This is a genomic window from Gordonia sp. Z-3, assembly GCF_036233855.1.
GTDB classification, from domain to species: Bacteria; Actinomycetota; Actinomycetes; order Mycobacteriales; family Mycobacteriaceae; genus Gordonia; species Gordonia tangerina.
This window is the reverse complement of the sequence record NZ_JAZARS010000017.1, coordinates 95100-111924: the sequence shown is the minus strand read 5'-3', so window position 1 is coordinate 111924 and position 16825 is coordinate 95100. Positions and strand designations below refer to the sequence as shown.

Below are 16825 nucleotides of genomic sequence, written 5' to 3'. Positions count from 1 at the left end.
CGGAAAACAGGGCCACCACCACGTGCTCGTCGTCGGGGAACCACACGATCAACCGCACCGCCACGCCCTCGCGATAGATGATGGTTCCCACCCGAGTGAGGTGAACGTGCTGTTTTCCGCGACGTTCACCTCAGTCGGCATGCGACCCCCGGCCCAAGTGAGGTGAACGTGCCGGAAACCGGAAGGTTCACCTCACTCCGACGATGAACCCCCGCACACCGGAACATCAACGTGCACCGTCGGCTCATCCACCAACGGCTGAATCGGCACCACGGCCTCACCGCGGGCCATCGTCGGTTCGTCCAGCGTCATCTCGATCGTCACCGTCTCGCCCGGCGGAATCTGCACCGCCGTAGCCACATACGGCCGCCCGTTGAGCGGTTGCTCCACCCGCATCGGCGACGACCCGTCCACGGTGATCTCCTTGACCACCGACCCCTTAGTGGTCAGCATCTCCACGTTGGACAGGTTGGTGCCCTTCGGCAGGTTGCGCACCGTCCCGTTGGGGGCGATCACATAGTCGGACAGCGTCAGATCGTCGAGGGTGTTCGTCAGCTTCACCACAACCTTCGACTCACGCGTATCCCCGCTGCATTCGCCCGCCGTGTAGCTGATGTCGCGCCGCAAGTAGTAGTCCAACTTGTTGCCACCCGCATTGCCGATCGCCACCTGCAGATACGGCGCGGTGGTGTCGGAGATCTGATGCCCCAGTTCCGTCGACTGCAGGATGCGTTCTTCGTCGGGGTGAGTGCTGTAGATCATGATCCGACGTTCCTGGACACCGTGCCCGAGCGCCTCGAGCAGCGCACCGGTGTCCCCGCCCGACGACACCGCCTGATCCACCACGGCTTTCGCGATCGATTGCAGATACAGCTTGCGTTCGGCGCTGTCGCCGCGGAACCGTTCATACGAGGTGGACAGGGTGATCGGCACGACGTTGTCGGCGGTGATCTTCTCCCCATCCGGCAGTGTCACCGGCCCGGTCACCTTCAGCACATAGCTGAGCGCGATCGGGTCGAGCGCCATCGCGCCGTCGAGCTGCTGGCCGGACTGTCGTTTCCAGTTGGCGATCCAGATCTTCGCCGCGTCGGGGAAGTTGGCGCTGAGGTTGTTGTTCCGGAAGTCGGTGTACGGGCGGTACGACGAATAGATGGCGTCGTAGTCGGGCCCGAGGTCGATCTGCGGTCGCACCGGATCTTCGAAGGTTGAGTTGGCGCCCAGCGTCGGGATCGTCACCCGACCATTACGGGCATTCAGGATCGCGAAACCACCGACAAGACCGCCGGTTCCGCGTGCCTCCGACGGCGTCTGGAACGCCAAGAAGTAGTTGCGGGGGCCGTCGCCGCCGAGCATCGTCGGCACCAGCTGGCTGGCCACATGCGTACCGGTCATCGTGGCCGCCGCCTCGTCGACCTGCTCCTGCAGCTGCGTGTGCGCATCGGACACCACACCCAGCCAGCTCGGGTCGATGGTCTCCACCTGTGCGGCGATCTCCGACGATGTGGCCGCCACCTGCGCCAGTTGCGGTTCGGCGTCGGCGAGCGGCGCGGTGTCGAGGGTGTTGCCGTCGCGCAGTTCGGCCGGGTTGAGCGCCGACGCCAACTGCGCCGACGGCACCAGCACGTCGGTGGCCAACGACTGCACCGCGTCGCTCATTTGCGCCACCGAGTCGAGCGGGTCACCGAGCCACGGGATCGACGCTGCCGCCGACCACACGATGCCGTGCGACCAGTCCGATGCGTTACGCGCCTTGTCGGCGGCGGCGTCGGCGGCCTGCCCTGCGGCCTCCTGGTCGCCGTCGAGCGCCAGCGACCGCGCTTTCGACGCCTCGGTGCGCGCATCGTCGAGGTCGCCGCGCACCTTCAGCGCCGAAAACCCCAGCCACAGCAGCACCGCCACCAGCAGCACCCCCAGCACGAGGCAGATCTGCACGATGCGGTTGCCGAGCATGCGTCGGATCATCGGGCCATCCAGTCGACGATGGTGGACACCTTGGGTGCGATCTCACCGAACACCCGCTCGAAGTCGTCCTTGGGTTTGCCCATGGGGTCGGCGATGTCGAGGTGCGCGGAGTTGGTGTCGATGCGGGCGCGCGAGCCGATGATGTCGTCGAGCGATCCCGACTCCCCGTCGGCGAGTTCGGCGAACTCGGTGAGGGTGAACATGCGCTTCCACCGCACCGGCAGCAGCTGTTGGGCTTTGGCCCGGTGGTCGCGGGTCAGGCACAGCACCAGGTCGGCGTCCTGCAGCATCGGCGGCCGCAGGTAGCGGGAGGCGAATCCGGTTCCGTCGTAGCCGTGTTCGCCGAGTACCTCGACGGCGAACGGGTGCATTTCGTGGTCGTTCATCGCCCCGACGCCGGCACTCGTCGACGTCACCGACAGTCCCGCTTCTTCCGCGTGACGCGCCAGGATGCGTTCACCCATGGGCGACCGGCAGATGTTGCCGGTGCAGATGAACAGCACCGATGCCGGTTTATCGGGTGTGCTCATGGCTCCTCCTCGAGTAGTCGCGCGATGCGTCGCAGGGTGTCGGGTTCGCCGAGGCCGGCGTGGGTGGTGTCTGCGGGCACCACCTCGACCGGTCCGACGACCCGCCCCCACGCGTCGGGGTCGGGATTGTCGGCTGCCGCAACGTAGCAGGTGCGTCCGACGGCCACCGGGGTCAGCTCATAATCACGGGCAGCCTGCGCCATCGTCGCCGAGCGCGCGTCGAAGCGCGCCACCACCTCGGGGTCGTGCTGTTGCGCCACGGCCCGAAGCGGGTGGGCGGCGTGCAGTTCGTCGTCAGGCACGGTACTCAGTTCGGCGGGGGTGCGCGGGTCGAGTAGCACCAGCTGCGTCACCTCTTCGCCGGCGTCGACGAGTTGCCGAGCGATCTCGTGGGCGATCACCCCACCCAACGACCACCCGACCAACCGATACGGCCCGTGCTCCTGCACCTCGCGCAGGGTGGCGACGTGCCGCGCCGCCAACGCCGGCACGGTGTCCGGCATGTCGCGGCTGGCGTCGATGAGTTCGGGCAGCTGCAACCCGAACACCGGCGACGCCAACGCCTCGGCCAGCGGCCGGAACTGTTCGACGACCCCGGCCGCGGTGTGCACACACCACACCGGGGTGCCGTCAGCGGTCTGCGACAGCCGCACCACCCGGTCGTCGCCGGTGCCCGCGTCGAGCAGGTCGACGATGTCGGCCGGTGTGCGGTGGGTGAACAGCTGCGCCGCCGAGACGTCGATGCCGTTGCGCACCAGCGCATCCCGCAGTGACAGCAGGGCCAGGGAGTTGCCGCCAAGGGCGAAGAAGTCGTCGTCCATGCCGGCCTCGACGCCGAGCACCTCGTCGAACGCGGCGATCACTGCCTGTTCGACCGGCGTGCCGGGTGCGCGCCGCGACCGCGACCATTGCGCCTCGGGCAGTCGGCGTTCGTCGAGTTTGCCCGCCCCCGACAGCGGCAGCTGGTCGACCATGACGATGCGGGCGGGCACCATGTGTCGCGGCAGCATGCGCCGGCACGCCGCCCACAGCCGATCCGACGACGTGTCGGGGCTGACGACGTAGGACACCAGTGCGGGTCCGACGAACCCGTCGCGCAGGACCGTGGCCGCCCGATCGGCGCCCGCGCCGGTCAGCACGGCGTCGATCTCGGCGGGTTCGACACGTTGGCCGCGGATCTTGATCTGCCGGTCGGCGCGGCCGACGTAGACGAGTTGGTCGGCGGCCACGTCGAGGCGCATCAGGTCGCCGGTGCGGTAGAGCCGTTGCCCGTCGGGGCCGGCGACGAAGCGGGCGGCGGTGAGCGCTGCGTCGCCGAGATAGCCTCGGGCGACACCGGTTCCGGCGATGTACAGTTCGCCGACGACGCCCGGCGGGGTGGGTCGCAGCATCCGGTCGAGCAGGACCGCGCCGATGCCCGGGCGGGGTCGGCCGAGTCGGATGCGCTGCCCGGTTGTGTGGTGCGAGGTGGAGATGGTGACGGTGGTCTCGGTGGGCCCGTAGATGTTGATGACCTGCGCGGTGTGTGACCAGGTGTCGGCGAGGTCGGCGGTGAGCGCTTCGCCGCCGATGTAGACCGCGCGCAGGTCGGTCAGCGCGGCAGGGGTGAGCGTACGCATCACCGACGGGGTGGCGGTGAACACGCTGACCCGTTGCGCGCGAAGGAAGTCGGTGAGGTCACGGCCGCCGGTGACGTCGGCGGGTACGACGACGAGGGTGGCGCCGGCGGCGAGGGGCAGCAGCATGTCGTGGAAGGTGGCGTCGAAGCCGGGGCTGATGGCCATGCCGACGCGGTCGGTGGTGACGACGTCGCCGAGCGAGGCGACCCGATGCACCCCGCGGTGCGGCACACCGACGACGTTCGGTGTTCCCGTGGTGCCCGACGTGGTGATGATGTAGGCGAGTTCGTCCGGCCGCATCGGTGTGAGTGGTTCGGGTGCAACGAGTTCCGTCGGCTGCGCCGGCACCGCATCCGGTCCGATGACCCGCGCGCCGGTCACCTCGACGACCCGGTCGAGCCGCGCCGCCGGATACGTGACGTCGACGGGCACGGACGTCGCGCCTATGCGGGTGACCGCCCACAGCGCCACCACCGATTCGATGGAGCGAGGAATCTCGACCGCGATCACGTCCCCGCGCCCCAGCCCACGCTCCCGCAGCGCCCGCGCGGTCACCGAGACCCAGTCGTCGAACTCCCGGTAGGTGAGCCGCCTGCGCCCGTCGTCCACGGCGATGTTGTCCGGATACCGCGCAGCAGCCCGAGTGAGCAGCTCCCCCAACAGCGGCGGACTCCCCTTCCCCACCTGCCGATCCAGCCCGGAGGCGCGTGGGAAAGCCGCTTCGGGGCGCGCCCCAACCGCTGGTCGAGTAGCCTCCGAGCCGCTAGGCGAGGAAGCGTATCGAGACCAGCCCCCCTCGGAGGTGCCAGTGGTCTCGATACGACCTCGGCTAGCGCCTCGGTCTACTCGACCACCAGAAGGCGCACCCCCAACCGCTGGTCGAGTAGCCTCCGAGCCGCTAGGCGAGGAAGCGTATCGAGACCAGTCCCCCTCGGAGCCGGCGGTGGTCTCGATACGACCTCGGCTAGCGCCTCGGTCTACTCGACCACCAGAAGGCACACCCCCAACCGCTGGTCGAGTAGCCTCCGAGCCGCTCCCAACCGCTGGTCGAGTAGCCTCCGAGCTGGCCCCAACTGCTGGTCGAGTAGCCTCCGAGCCGCTAGGCGAGGAAGCGTATCGAGACCAGTCCCCCCACTCCCCCTCACTCAACAACTCCACCGCAGCCACCGGCGTCGCCGCATCCCCCACAACTGCCGCAACCCCAGCCCCAACCCGCTCCGCAACCACCGCAATCGCCGCATCGTCAAACAGATCCCGCGCATACTCCACCCGCAGCCGCCACCGGCCGCCGTCCTCCACCGCAACCACATGCAGATCGAATTCGCTGCGTTGCTGCAGCAGCTCGCCGACGTCACCCAGCGCACCGCCAACTCCCCCGACGGAGAACGCCACCTGCACCAACGGATGCCGTCCGGCGTCGCGCGGCGGGTCCACCAACGCCACCACGTCGTCGAAGGCGACGAGCCCGTGGTCGATGGCGGCGAGGTCGGCATCACGCACCTGCCCGATCAGCTCCCCGACGGTCTGCCCGGCCGTCATCTGCGTGCGCAGCACGACCGTCGAGATCAGCATGCCGACGGTGCCCGCGGTGTCGGCGTCGCGGCGCATCGACACCGGGGTGGCCACCGCGACGTCGTCGACGCCGCCCTGCACACCCAGCGCGAGCGCCAATCCGGCGTGCAGCACGTGGAATTCGCTGGCCTGCCCGCGTTCGGCGGCCACGGCCACTGCCGCCGACACCTCGTCACCCAGTTCGACGTTCAACGACCCTGTGCGCAGATCACGCACCTCGGGTCGCTCGGCGACCAGGTCGAGGTGCCCGCTGTAGCCCTCCAGGGTCTGCGCCCAGAATGCGAGCTGCTCGTCACGCGTCTCGCGGTCCTCGGCGGCCAACCGCCCCGCAACAACGTCGAATCCCACCGCAGCGGCGTTCAGCGGAACGCCGGCCAGCAGGTCGGTCAGTTCAGCGACGACGATAGCTGCCGACTCCCCGTCGAGCACGATGTGGTGCGCCACCAGCACCACCGCCACCGGAACCGACTCGGACTCGATCACCCACGCCCGCACCGGTGGTGCAGCCTCGAGATCAAACGGCGCGGCGAACTCCCCGACGCGCGCGGCGAGTTCCGCAGAGTCAATGTGCCTGATCTCGGGCCGCCACCCCTCAACGGCCTGCTGCCGCGGCCCGTCGGGTGTGGCGTGGAACTGCATCCGCAACGCAGAATGACGCGCCACAACGGTCTCGATCGCCGCTGCGGCCGCTTCGCCGGTGGCGCCGTCCGGCACCGGCACGATCACCGGCACCCCGTAGATCGGCAGATCACCAAGCAGCTGCGCATTCACCCACATCCGCCGTTGCGTCGGCGCCAGCACGACGGCACCCCCGCTAACCGAGGCACTCTCGCCGCCACCGCTCATTGAGGAGCCTGCGAGGAACGAGTGGGCGTCACGAAGGGCCTCAGCCCCACCGACCAGCGACGCCACCACCCCCGCCAACTCCCCCGCCGACGGATTCTCGAACAGCAGCCGCGTCGGCACCCGCACTCCGAGTTCCCGCCCGAGCGTCGACGTCACCCGCGTCGCCGACAGCGACGTCCCGCCAAGAGCGAAGAAGTCATCCCCGGAACCGATCTCGTCGACTGGCACCTCGAGCACCTCGGCCATCACCGCCGCAACCTGCCGCACCAACGCGGCATCCGACGACGCCACCGCACCCTCGACGACCGCAGCAGCCGGCGCATCCGCATCCACACCCCCGGCCACCACCGGGAACGCCCCCGACACGTCACCCGCCGCAGCCCCGAACACCGTCAGGAAGTCATCGAGAAACGCCTGCGCCACCTCCCCCGGCACGAACCCGGAGTGCACCACCGTCACCGCGAGCCCATCGGCGTCCTCAGCCAGCACCACCTCAATATCGAACTTCGCATCCACGGTGGAGTTGGCCTCGTCGAGTACCGTCGCCTGCCACTCACCTGCGCCGAGCACATCCCCCGACACCGTTGGCAGCACGTCCTCGTTGACCAACAGCACCGAGATCAGCGGGTCGAAGCCGGTGTGCGCGTGTGGTCGTACCGCGCGGGCGACGACGTCGTATGGCACGTCGGCGTTGTCGGCCGCATCCAGAGCGACGGCGCGGGCCTGCTCGACCACCGCCGCGATCGGTTGTCCCGCCGACAGCCGGGTACGCAACGCAACCGTGTTGACGAACATGCCGACCACCGATTCCCAGTCGGCGGCGCTACGTCCGTGCACGGGGACGCCGATTACGGTGTCCCACTGTCCGGTCCACTGTCCGAGCAGGTCGGCCAGCGCCGCATGCGCCAGGTGGAACACCGTCGCCGACCACCCGTCCGCCCTCGCCCGTAGCCCCGCAGCGACCGTCGAAGGAATCCGTCCGGAGATCCGTCCGGCCGCGCCCGCGACATCACGGCGTCCCGGCAGCTGCACCGGCTCACCTGCGCCGTCCAGCACCGACAGCCAGTGGTCGAGTTCGCGGGTGTAGCGGCTGGCCGGGTCGTCGGGGCCGCGGAGTCGCCGCATCTGCCATTGGGTGAAGTCGGCGTAGCTCAGTCCCGCCGTCAGCGTCTCACCCTGGTAGGCGCGCAGCAGGTCGGCCAGCACGATGCGCATCGACCAACCGTCGATCGCGATGTGGTGCAACGCCGCCACGAAGTAGCGGGCGTCGTCGGTGTCGAAGACGCCGGCCCGGAAGCCGGGTTCGTGTTCGAGGTCGAACGGGGTGGACAGGAACGTCTCGATGGCTGGCCGGATCGCGGTGGCATCCACTGTCTCGTGGCCCAGCACCGACTCACCAGGTTCGACGATTCGCTGCACCGGCCCGGCCGGACCGTCCGGGTAGGTGGTGCGCAGCACCGCATGCACGTCCACCACGGCGTCCACGGCGTGGCGGAGTCGGGTGAGGTCGATGTCGCCGTCGATGCGGATCACCACGGGCACGTGGTAGGCGGTCGACGTGGGGTCGTAGTGGTGGTGAATCCACATGCGCCGCTGCGGGTATGCGAGCGGGAGATGGTCGGGTAGCGGCACCTGTTCGGGCCGCGGGTCGGTGCCGGTGCCGCGCAGGTCGTCGACGAGTGCGGCCACCTCACGAACGGTGCGTGCCTCGAACAGCACCCGCACCGGCACGTCCACACCTGTGGCCGCAGACAGGCGGGCGGTGACCCGCGTCGCCGACAGCGATGTGCCGCCGGTTTCGAAGAAGTCGGTGTCGGCGCCGAACCCGCTGAGGGGTACGTCCAGGACTTCCGCCCACACCGCCGCAACCAGATGTTGCGTTCCTTCGGCCAACCCCAGTCCGGGGGTCGCCGATGCCCCCAATTCTGGGGACGGCAACGCGTCGACGTCGACCTTGCCGTTGCGTCCGATCGGCAGCGTCTCGACCGGGACGATGGCGGCGGGAACGATCGCCCGCGGCAACACGTGCGCCAGCTTGCCGCGCACCGTGTCGGCGTTCAGGTCATGTTCGGGTTCGCCGACCACCCACGACACCAGCACCTTCTCGCCGCTGCTGCTGGCACGTACGGCAGTCACCGCGGCAGCCACCTCGGGCAGCCGGGACAGCGCCGCGTCGATCTCGGACGGTTCGAGGCGTATACCGCGGATCTTGACCTGGTCGTCGGTGCGGCCGTGGATGACCAGCGTGCTGTCGGCGCGGCGGTGCACGAGGTCGCCGGTGCGGTACATGCGGTCGCCGGTGCCGGATGGATCGGCGACGAAGGATGTTGCGGTGCGCCCGGTTTCGTGGAGGTAGCCGCGGGCCAGGGCGTGGCCGGCGACGTAGAGTTCGCCGACGGTGTAGTCGGGCACCGGGCGCAGCCGGGCGTCGAGGACGTGCGTGGTGACGCCGGCGAGTGGCCGGCCGATGCTGACCGTGTCGGGGGTGTCGGTGTAGCGGGCGCTGCTGACGGCGACGGTGGTTTCGGTGGGGCCGTATTCGTTGCTGAGTGTGGTGGTGGCGGTCCAGTCGCGGACCAGGCCGGCGCCGAGCGCTTCACCGCCGACGGCGACGTGCCGCACGCACGGCAATTCGGTCGGGTGCAGGGTCGGTAGGACCGACGGGGTGGTGAGCAGCACGGTGACGTCGTGGTCGACGACGATGTCGCGGAGGTCGTCGGCGGCAATGACGTCGGGCGGGCAGATCACGATGGGTGCGCCGACGATGCGCGGCGGCACCAGCCCCATCAGGTGCGCGTCGAATCCGACTGCGTAGGTGTGCAATACCCGGTCGTCGGCGGTCAGCCGCAGCCGGTCGACGGTGTCGCGGGCCCAGGCGGCCAGGCCACGATGGGTGACGATGACACCCTTGGGTACGCCGGTGGTGCCGGAGGTGAAGGTGATGTAGGCGGCGTCGTCGGCGTGTAGCGGCCGCACCCGTTCAGCCGGGTCGAAGGGCCGCTCGTCGGGGTCGATCTGATCGACCGCGATCCCCGCCACCCCGGAGTCACCCAACGTCAGCACTGCGGCCGGCTTCGCGCGCTCCAGAATCGTGCGCCGCCGTTCTGCCGGGTCGGCCGGGTCGATGTTGACGAACGCCGCCCCCGCCCGCGCCGTACCCAGGGTGGCGACCACACCCCACACCGACCGCGAAAGCAGCTGCGCCACCACATCACCCGGCCCGACACCGGCCGCGATCAGTTCCCGCGCCACCGCCGCGGACCGGCGATCGAGTTCCGCGTTGCTCATCGTCACGGCATCATCGACCACCGCCACCGCATCCGGCCGCTCCGCGAGCTCACCACTGAGGAGTTCCGCCAGCGTCTCCACCGGCGGTGTCGGCAACGCCACAGCCGTCTCTCCCGCGAGCAACGCCGCAGTGGGTCGATCGACATCCGCAACCGCTCCCGACAGCACGTCGACCACGGCCCCGCACAGCGCTTCCAACCGCTGAGCCGACGCCACCCGGTCGGTGCAGGTCAGGCTCAGATGCACCCGCCCGTCAACCCGGTACATCGACACATCAATCCCAAACAGCGGCACATCCCCACGAGCACCCGATACCGCAAGGCGCGAGCCAAAACCGCTGGTTGAGTAGTCCGAGGCGCTAGCCGAGGACGTATCGAAACCAGCACCCCCACCACCCGCTGCTGGTCGAGTAGCCTCCGAGCCGCTAGGCGAGGAAGCGGATCGAGACCAGTCCCCCGCACCCTGGCCTCGATACGCGCCTCCTTCGTCGCCGCTACTCGACCAGCGCTCGGCCACCTCCTCCGGCACCACCCCAAACGACACCTCAAACAACGCCGTCCCCGCTCCAGCCCGACCCGGATCAGCGATCTCCGCGATCTCGGTCAGCGGCAGATCCGCATGCGCAAACGCCCCGAGATCCACCTCGGTCACCGACGCCAGCAACTCCCCGAACGGCACCTCGAGATCAACTGCCGTATGCAACGGCACCGCCCGCGCAAACAACCCGGGCACCTTGGTCAGCCGCGCATCCAACCGTCCCGACACCGCGGTCCCGATCGTCACCGTCGACGTGTCCGCCTGCCGCGCAAGCACAGCCGCCAACGCGGTATGCGCCACCACGAACGCCGTGGTCCGCCGCGACACGGCCAACGCATCCAGCGCCGCCGTCACCGACTCCCCCAGCACACCCTCGGCCCGCACCACCTGCGCCGACCGCTCCGACGCCGCCCGCAGATTCACCTCCGGCAACCGCAACGCCGTCACCGGCTCCGCAAACGCCTGCGTCCAGTGCGCCACCAACTCGTCACGCCGCGCCGCCACCATCTCCGCGCGCCACAACGAATACTGCCGGTAGTCGACCCGATCAGACCCCTCGACAGCCTGATCGTTCACCTCCGCCGCCAACTCGTCGGCGAGGATCGGGAACGACTCCCCATCCACCGCAATGTGATGCCCGACGACGAGAAGCCATGTCTGCCCGTCGTGTTCGACGACCCGCAGCCGCCACGGCAACGACTCCGCCAGATCGATCGGCGTCACCAACCCGGCCAGCGCTTCATCCACCCCTGCCGACTCGACGTCGGCATCAAGCTGCGCCGCGACAAACCCGGCGACCTCGCCGTCGCTCCACCGCCGCTGATGCGGATCGCCGTCGATCACCGGGAAGCTGGTGCGCAACGCATCATGCCGCGCAACGATCGCGGCCACCGCCTGCCGCGCCGCGTCCACCGACGCCGGTACCGGGAGCGCCGCGTGCATGAGGTAGCCGGTGAAGTCGGGTTCGGTGCGCCACCGCAACCACACGTCCATCTGCTCCGGCGTCAGCGGCAACCGCTCCGGCTCGGCCCGACGTTCCGCCAGCGACGGCAACGCCTCCACCGTCACCGCACTCGCCATCCGTCGGGCGAGCTCTTCCACGGTGGGATGGTCGAAGATGTCGGCGACACCCACCGGATGTCCGTCGGCGGCCAGCGCCGCCGCGAACCGCGCCGCCGACAGCGACGTGCCACCGGCGGCGAAGAAGTTGGTGTCCGGGGCGATGTCCACGGTGTCGCCGATGACGCCGCGCATCGCCACCGCGATGGTCTCTTCCGCTGCCGTCAGCGGCCGCGACGGTAGATTCGAATCATCGAGCTGCGCCAGCAGTCTGGCCCGGTCCAGCTTCCCGGTGCTCGTCATCGGGAACCCGTCGACCACCAGCGCTCGGGCTGGCACCGCATACGCCGGCAGTCGTGCCGAGCACGCGGCGAGCAGCGCGCTTTCGCTCAGCGCGGCGACGTCCTCACGATGGGCGAAGCCATCGGCGGTGATGAACGCGATGAGTCGCTCATCTCCCGCGGTCTTGCCCGGCGCCACCACGACCCGGACGTTCCCCACACCCGGTACCGCGCGCAGCACACTGGTGATCTCGCCGAGTTCGATGCGGTGCCCACGGATCTGCACCTGGTCGTCCGCGCGCCCCAGGTAGGCGAGGTGTCCGGGCGTCACTTCCCGCACCCGGTCCCCGGTGCGGTACATCCGCCCACCACCCCCGGCCGGGTCGGCCACGAACCGCGCTGCCGTCAGTTCCGGTGCGTTCAGATATCCGAGCGACACTTGGTCGCCCGCCACATACAGCTCCCCCACCGCCCCGAACGGCACCGGCCGCAGCCGTGAATCCAGAATCGCCCACCCGACCCCATCGAGCGGAGCCCCGATGATGCTGCGGTCATCGTCGACGTCCACGTCGCACGCCGTGAGATGCACCGTCGTCTCGGTGATCCCATACATATTCACCAGCCGAATCGGCGTCCCGGCGGTGTCTACATGATCGGAGTCACCACCCCCACCGCTGGTTGAGTAGCCCGAGGCACCCTTCTCGCTGGTCGAGTAGTCCGAGCCCCTAGGCGAGGACGTATCGAGACCCCGCCCCACAAACCCCCTCAACGACCCCGGCTCCAACGCCTCCCCACCAAACACCACCACCCGAACCGATCCCAACACCCCAGACCCAGCCCCAACCACCGCCGGATCAACGAGCGCCCCAAAAGCCGTCGGCGTCTGCGACAACACCGTCACCCCATGCACATCCAACGTCGCCGCCAGCCGCCGCGGATCGCGCACCACATCCCGATCCACCGCGACCACACACCCACCGGACGCCAACGCCCCCAAGATCTCCCACACCGAGAAATCGAACGCGTAGGAGTGCACCCAACTCCACACGTCCTCCGGCGCGGCCTGAACGACCTCGAGCGCCGCCCCTAGCATCGCCGCGACGTTCGCCCGCGTCACCACCACACCCTTGGGCACGCCCGTCGACCCCGACGTGTGAATGATGTACGCCCCACCCAGAATCGGCTCGGCCACACCATGACCCGCACCCACCGACAACTCCAGTCCCGGCCGCACCACTACCGCCGGCTGCGTCGCTTCCAGCACCAGGTCGATGCGCGCCTGCGGATACTCCGGATCGATCGGCACATACACCGCATCGGCCATCAACGACGCGACGATCGCCACCACCGCATCGCTGCCACCAGGCAGCAACAACGCCACCCGATCTCCCGGACGCACCCCCATCTCCCGCAGCCGCCCAGCCAGGTCACCAGCCCGCGCCACCAGCTGCCGATACGTCAGCCGATCCTCACCAGCCACCACAGCCGGCGCGTGCGGACGAAGCTCCGCATGCCGCAACAGCGCCTCGAGCGGATCTGTCGACGGCGCCCGCCGCTCAGCGCGTTCCGGCAACGTAGGCACTGGCGCACACCCACCGACCGTCGCATCAGGGCCAGCACCCACCAGCCCCGCGACGATCTCCACGAATCGATCAAGAATGTGCCCCGCGGCAACCACATCCACGTGCTGCTCGGCGACGATCAGCGTGACGGCGAGTTCGGTGTCATCGTCGACGACGCTGAACTCCAGCGCGGTCCGCGCCTGATGCGTCGGCAGCGGCTCACCACGGACGATGACCCCGGAGGCGGACGGGTCGGGTTGTTCGGCGTGATAGGCAAGAATGACGTCAGACAGCCCGGACGGCGCCGAAGCGGCATGCCGTTGCGCGTCGCCGACGGCTTTCGCCACCCGGCCCAACGCATCGCCAATCCCCAGTTCACGCGTTCCTTTGAGACGCAACGGCACGGTCTGCACGAACATGCCGACGGTCTGCAGTTCGTCGCTCGTGTCGCGGCCGGCCACGGGCATCGAGAGCACGATGTCGTCGGTGTCGGTGTAGTCGCCGACGGTGGTGGCCGCGGCCAGGCTGAGCAGTGTGTTGAGGGTGGTGCCGGCGGATTGTGCTGCGCGCACCGCGTGATGGCGGAGGTCAGCGCCGATGGTGCGGTTCAGGTACACCGCGGACCCGCGTGTCAGTCCGGTAGGAGCAGTAATCGCTGGGGCGGGCAGGGCGAGTCGTTCGGGTGCGCGGCGCATCGTGCGAGTCCAGTACAGCCCGGACGACGACTCGTCGCGTCCCGCAAGAGTGGCGCTGAAGCCGACCGCGTCGCTCGCCCAGACGGGTTCGTGGCCGGCCATGCGTGCGTGCACTGCGGTGGCGAAGTCGGCGAGCACGATCGGCAACGACCACTCGTCGATGGCGATATGGTGTGCCACCAGGACGAGTTCGACGCTGTCACCGGAGGTGTCGAGCACTGCTCGCCACGGCGGGTCGACGGTGAGGTCGAATGGTGCGGCGACGGCGCGTTCGAATCCGCCCGTATCCAATGTGGCAAGGGTGACCGGTGTGCTCGTCACCGCGTCGTCGGCCGACCGCACCACGGCTATCGGCTCGCCCCCGGCGTCGGGGTAGATGGTCCGTAGTGCCTCATGTCGGGCGGCGACATCGCGCAGGGCGGCTTGCACAGCGACGGCGGTGACGGTGTCGGCCAAGGTCAAGTGGATCGGCAGGTGATAGACGATTGCAGTGGGGTCGCTGCGGTTGAGCAGCCAGATCTCCCGCTGCGTCCGTGTCGGCCGATACTGCACGGCACCACCCGACTGATTGCTCATCGAGCTTGTCGCGGTGAGCGGGGACGCCTTCTCGATGACTTTCGCGAGTTCCCGCGGGGTGGTGACGTCGGCGAGGTCCCGCACCTCGACCCGAACCTGCAGTGCGCTACCGAGTTGCGCTGCGAGGTGCATGAACCCCATCGAGGTGATGCCAAGCTGCACCAGCTCGTCGTCCATCGATGGCTGTTCGACGTCGGCGACCGTCGACACCGCATCGGCCACCGCCTGCTCGGTGACGTTCTGCGGAGCGCTGTAGCGGGCGTGGATGCGCGGCAAGTTCATCAGCGCGGCAGCGACCGCCGCCCGGTCGGCCTCCCCGCGTCCGTTGCTGGGGATGGTGTCGATGATGTCGACGAACTTCGGCCAGATAACCTGCGGCACTACCGAGTTGACCCGTCGCCGCGCGGCCGCCCGCACATGGTTGCGGTCCACGCCCGGTTCCACCATGATCCCCACACCCAGACCGGCGTCGGTGGTAACCGCCACCGCTGCGGTCACACCGGAGATGTCGCGTGCTGCGCGTTCGAGGTCGCCGAGATCGACTCGTGCATCGCCCACGGTCACCAGATCGTCGCCCCGATGGTCGACGACGAGTTCCCCCGTCTCGACGTCGATATGCCCGAGATCCCCGGTCGCCTCCCCGTCGGCGTAGATGTAACCCATCAACCCCGACGGCAGCCGCACCCCCCGCTCATCCCGAACAACCACCGGCACCGCGACGCTCTCGAAGTCCCTCTCGGTGGTCGAGTAGTCCGAGGCGCTAGCCCCGCCGGTGGTCGAGTAGTCCGAGGCGCTAGCCGAGGACGTATCGAGACCACGCTCACCCCCACCGCCGCTCGAGTAGCCCGTCCTGGTGGTCGAGTAGTCCGAGCCGCTAGGCGAGGACGTATCGAGACCACCGCCCCAACCGACCTCCTCCTCCACATCCAGCGGCAACTCCCCCACCAACCGCTCCGGCTCTTCCAGCAACGCCCGCGAAAACGTCTCAAGCATCCCCAGAAACCGCCGATGATGAACCTCGACCTCAGCCTGGCTGTACCGATTCGGGTTGGCTTCGAACGCCACCATCAGCGAGTCCGACCCCGACGTCTTCGGCATCGGATAGATATTGATGGTCAGATCTTCGGCCGGACCGACAGTCAGGATGTGGAAGGTCGCGGTCGCATCACCACACGGCACCTCGCGGTCGAACAACATCAGATTGAGCATCGGCCCAGACTTCTCTTGTCCGGCAGTACGAGGCGTGCGCCCTGATGTCTCGTCGGCCGCGACGTCGGCCCAAATGTCTTCGCCCCGATAGCGCTGATGGCGCAGGGCATTCATCAGCGCCGATTGCGTGGTGCGCAGCGCCGATGCCACCGAGGACTGCGGCTCGACGTGTGTCCGCAGCGGAACAGTATTCGCCACCGGCAGCGGCGTGGTGCGCAGCTCCTTCGTCGTGCGGGCAGCCACCGGAAACCGGATGATCACCTCATCGCCGTTGGCGGTGCGCGCAATGTACGCACTCAGCGCGGCCGCAATAATCGTCGGCACGATCGTCGTGGACTGAGACGCAGCAGTCCGCAGCCGATCCATCGTGCCGGCAGGTATCACCGCAGACGTTGCCACACCCACAGATTCGGGTAGACCGCCGCGATGAGCGAGTGTCTTCCCGATCCCGACGCCGGCCATGGCCTGTTGCCAGGCACGACGATCGGTGTGGGAGCGTGTCGACGCACGGTACTGCGCATCGACTCGCGCCGGCAGGTCGAGGTCTACGGGGGATGACGGTGGCGGCGGTTCACCACGGACCGCGGCCGAGTAGGCCGCAAGCGCCTCGACCATCTTGTCTTTGCCACCCATGCCGTCCGAGAGCAGGTGATGGCCGCGGTTGTAGAGGAGAAAGTGTTCGTCCGCCAGCCGAAACAGCAGACCCCGCGCAGTTCTGTCCGTCCGTGGATCGAGCGGTCGGGAGTAGTCTTCGCGCATCATGACTTCGGCCGACGCGTGTGGATCGTCACAATGACGCAGATCGACGACCTCGGCCCAGTGGTGCAACGCGGAGTCGTAAATGCCGACGGGCCCATCGCTCAAGTCTTCGAAGCGCAACTGAGTGAACTTGGCGTCTTCCACCACACGGCTTGTGTGGCGAACGAATTCCTCAGTGTCGAGCGGGCCGACGATCTCTGCGACTTGGGCCGTGTTGATGGGCACGTCCGGATTGAGCCGCTGAGTCGACCAAATGTCCTGCTGGGCGCGACTCATGCCAAAACGGCGCCAGTGCTGACCAGACGTCATCGGATATCATTCCGACTGGTT

Annotated in this window: 3 protein-coding genes; all 3 read right to left on the bottom strand. The window is 68.6% G+C overall.

Annotated elements, in window-relative coordinates; all coding sequences use genetic code 11:
* Positions 1–192 precede the first annotated feature (192 nt).
* The 3 genes from VX037_RS18900 to VX037_RS18890 are packed head-to-tail and all read right to left on the bottom strand — an operon-like array spanning position 193 to position 16804.
* The gene (locus VX037_RS18900; RefSeq protein ID WP_328715405.1) at positions 193–1962 is read right to left on the bottom strand and encodes a DUF4012 domain-containing protein; all 1770 of its coding nucleotides are present in this window, start codon (positions 1960–1962) and stop codon (positions 193–195) included.
* Positions 1959–2492 carry an arsenate reductase/protein-tyrosine-phosphatase family protein gene (locus tag VX037_RS18895; protein WP_328715403.1) on the bottom strand — a complete coding sequence of 178 codons (534 nt, stop codon included), beginning with the start codon at positions 2490–2492 and terminating at the stop codon, positions 1959–1961. The genes VX037_RS18900 and VX037_RS18895 overlap by 4 nt, the downstream gene beginning before the upstream one ends.
* Complete coding sequence (locus tag VX037_RS18890) at positions 2489–16804, bottom strand: amino acid adenylation domain-containing protein (protein WP_442903707.1); 14316 nt, start codon at positions 16802–16804, stop codon at positions 2489–2491. The genes VX037_RS18895 and VX037_RS18890 overlap by 4 nt, the downstream gene beginning before the upstream one ends.
* Between the last annotated feature and the right edge of the window lie 21 nt (positions 16805–16825).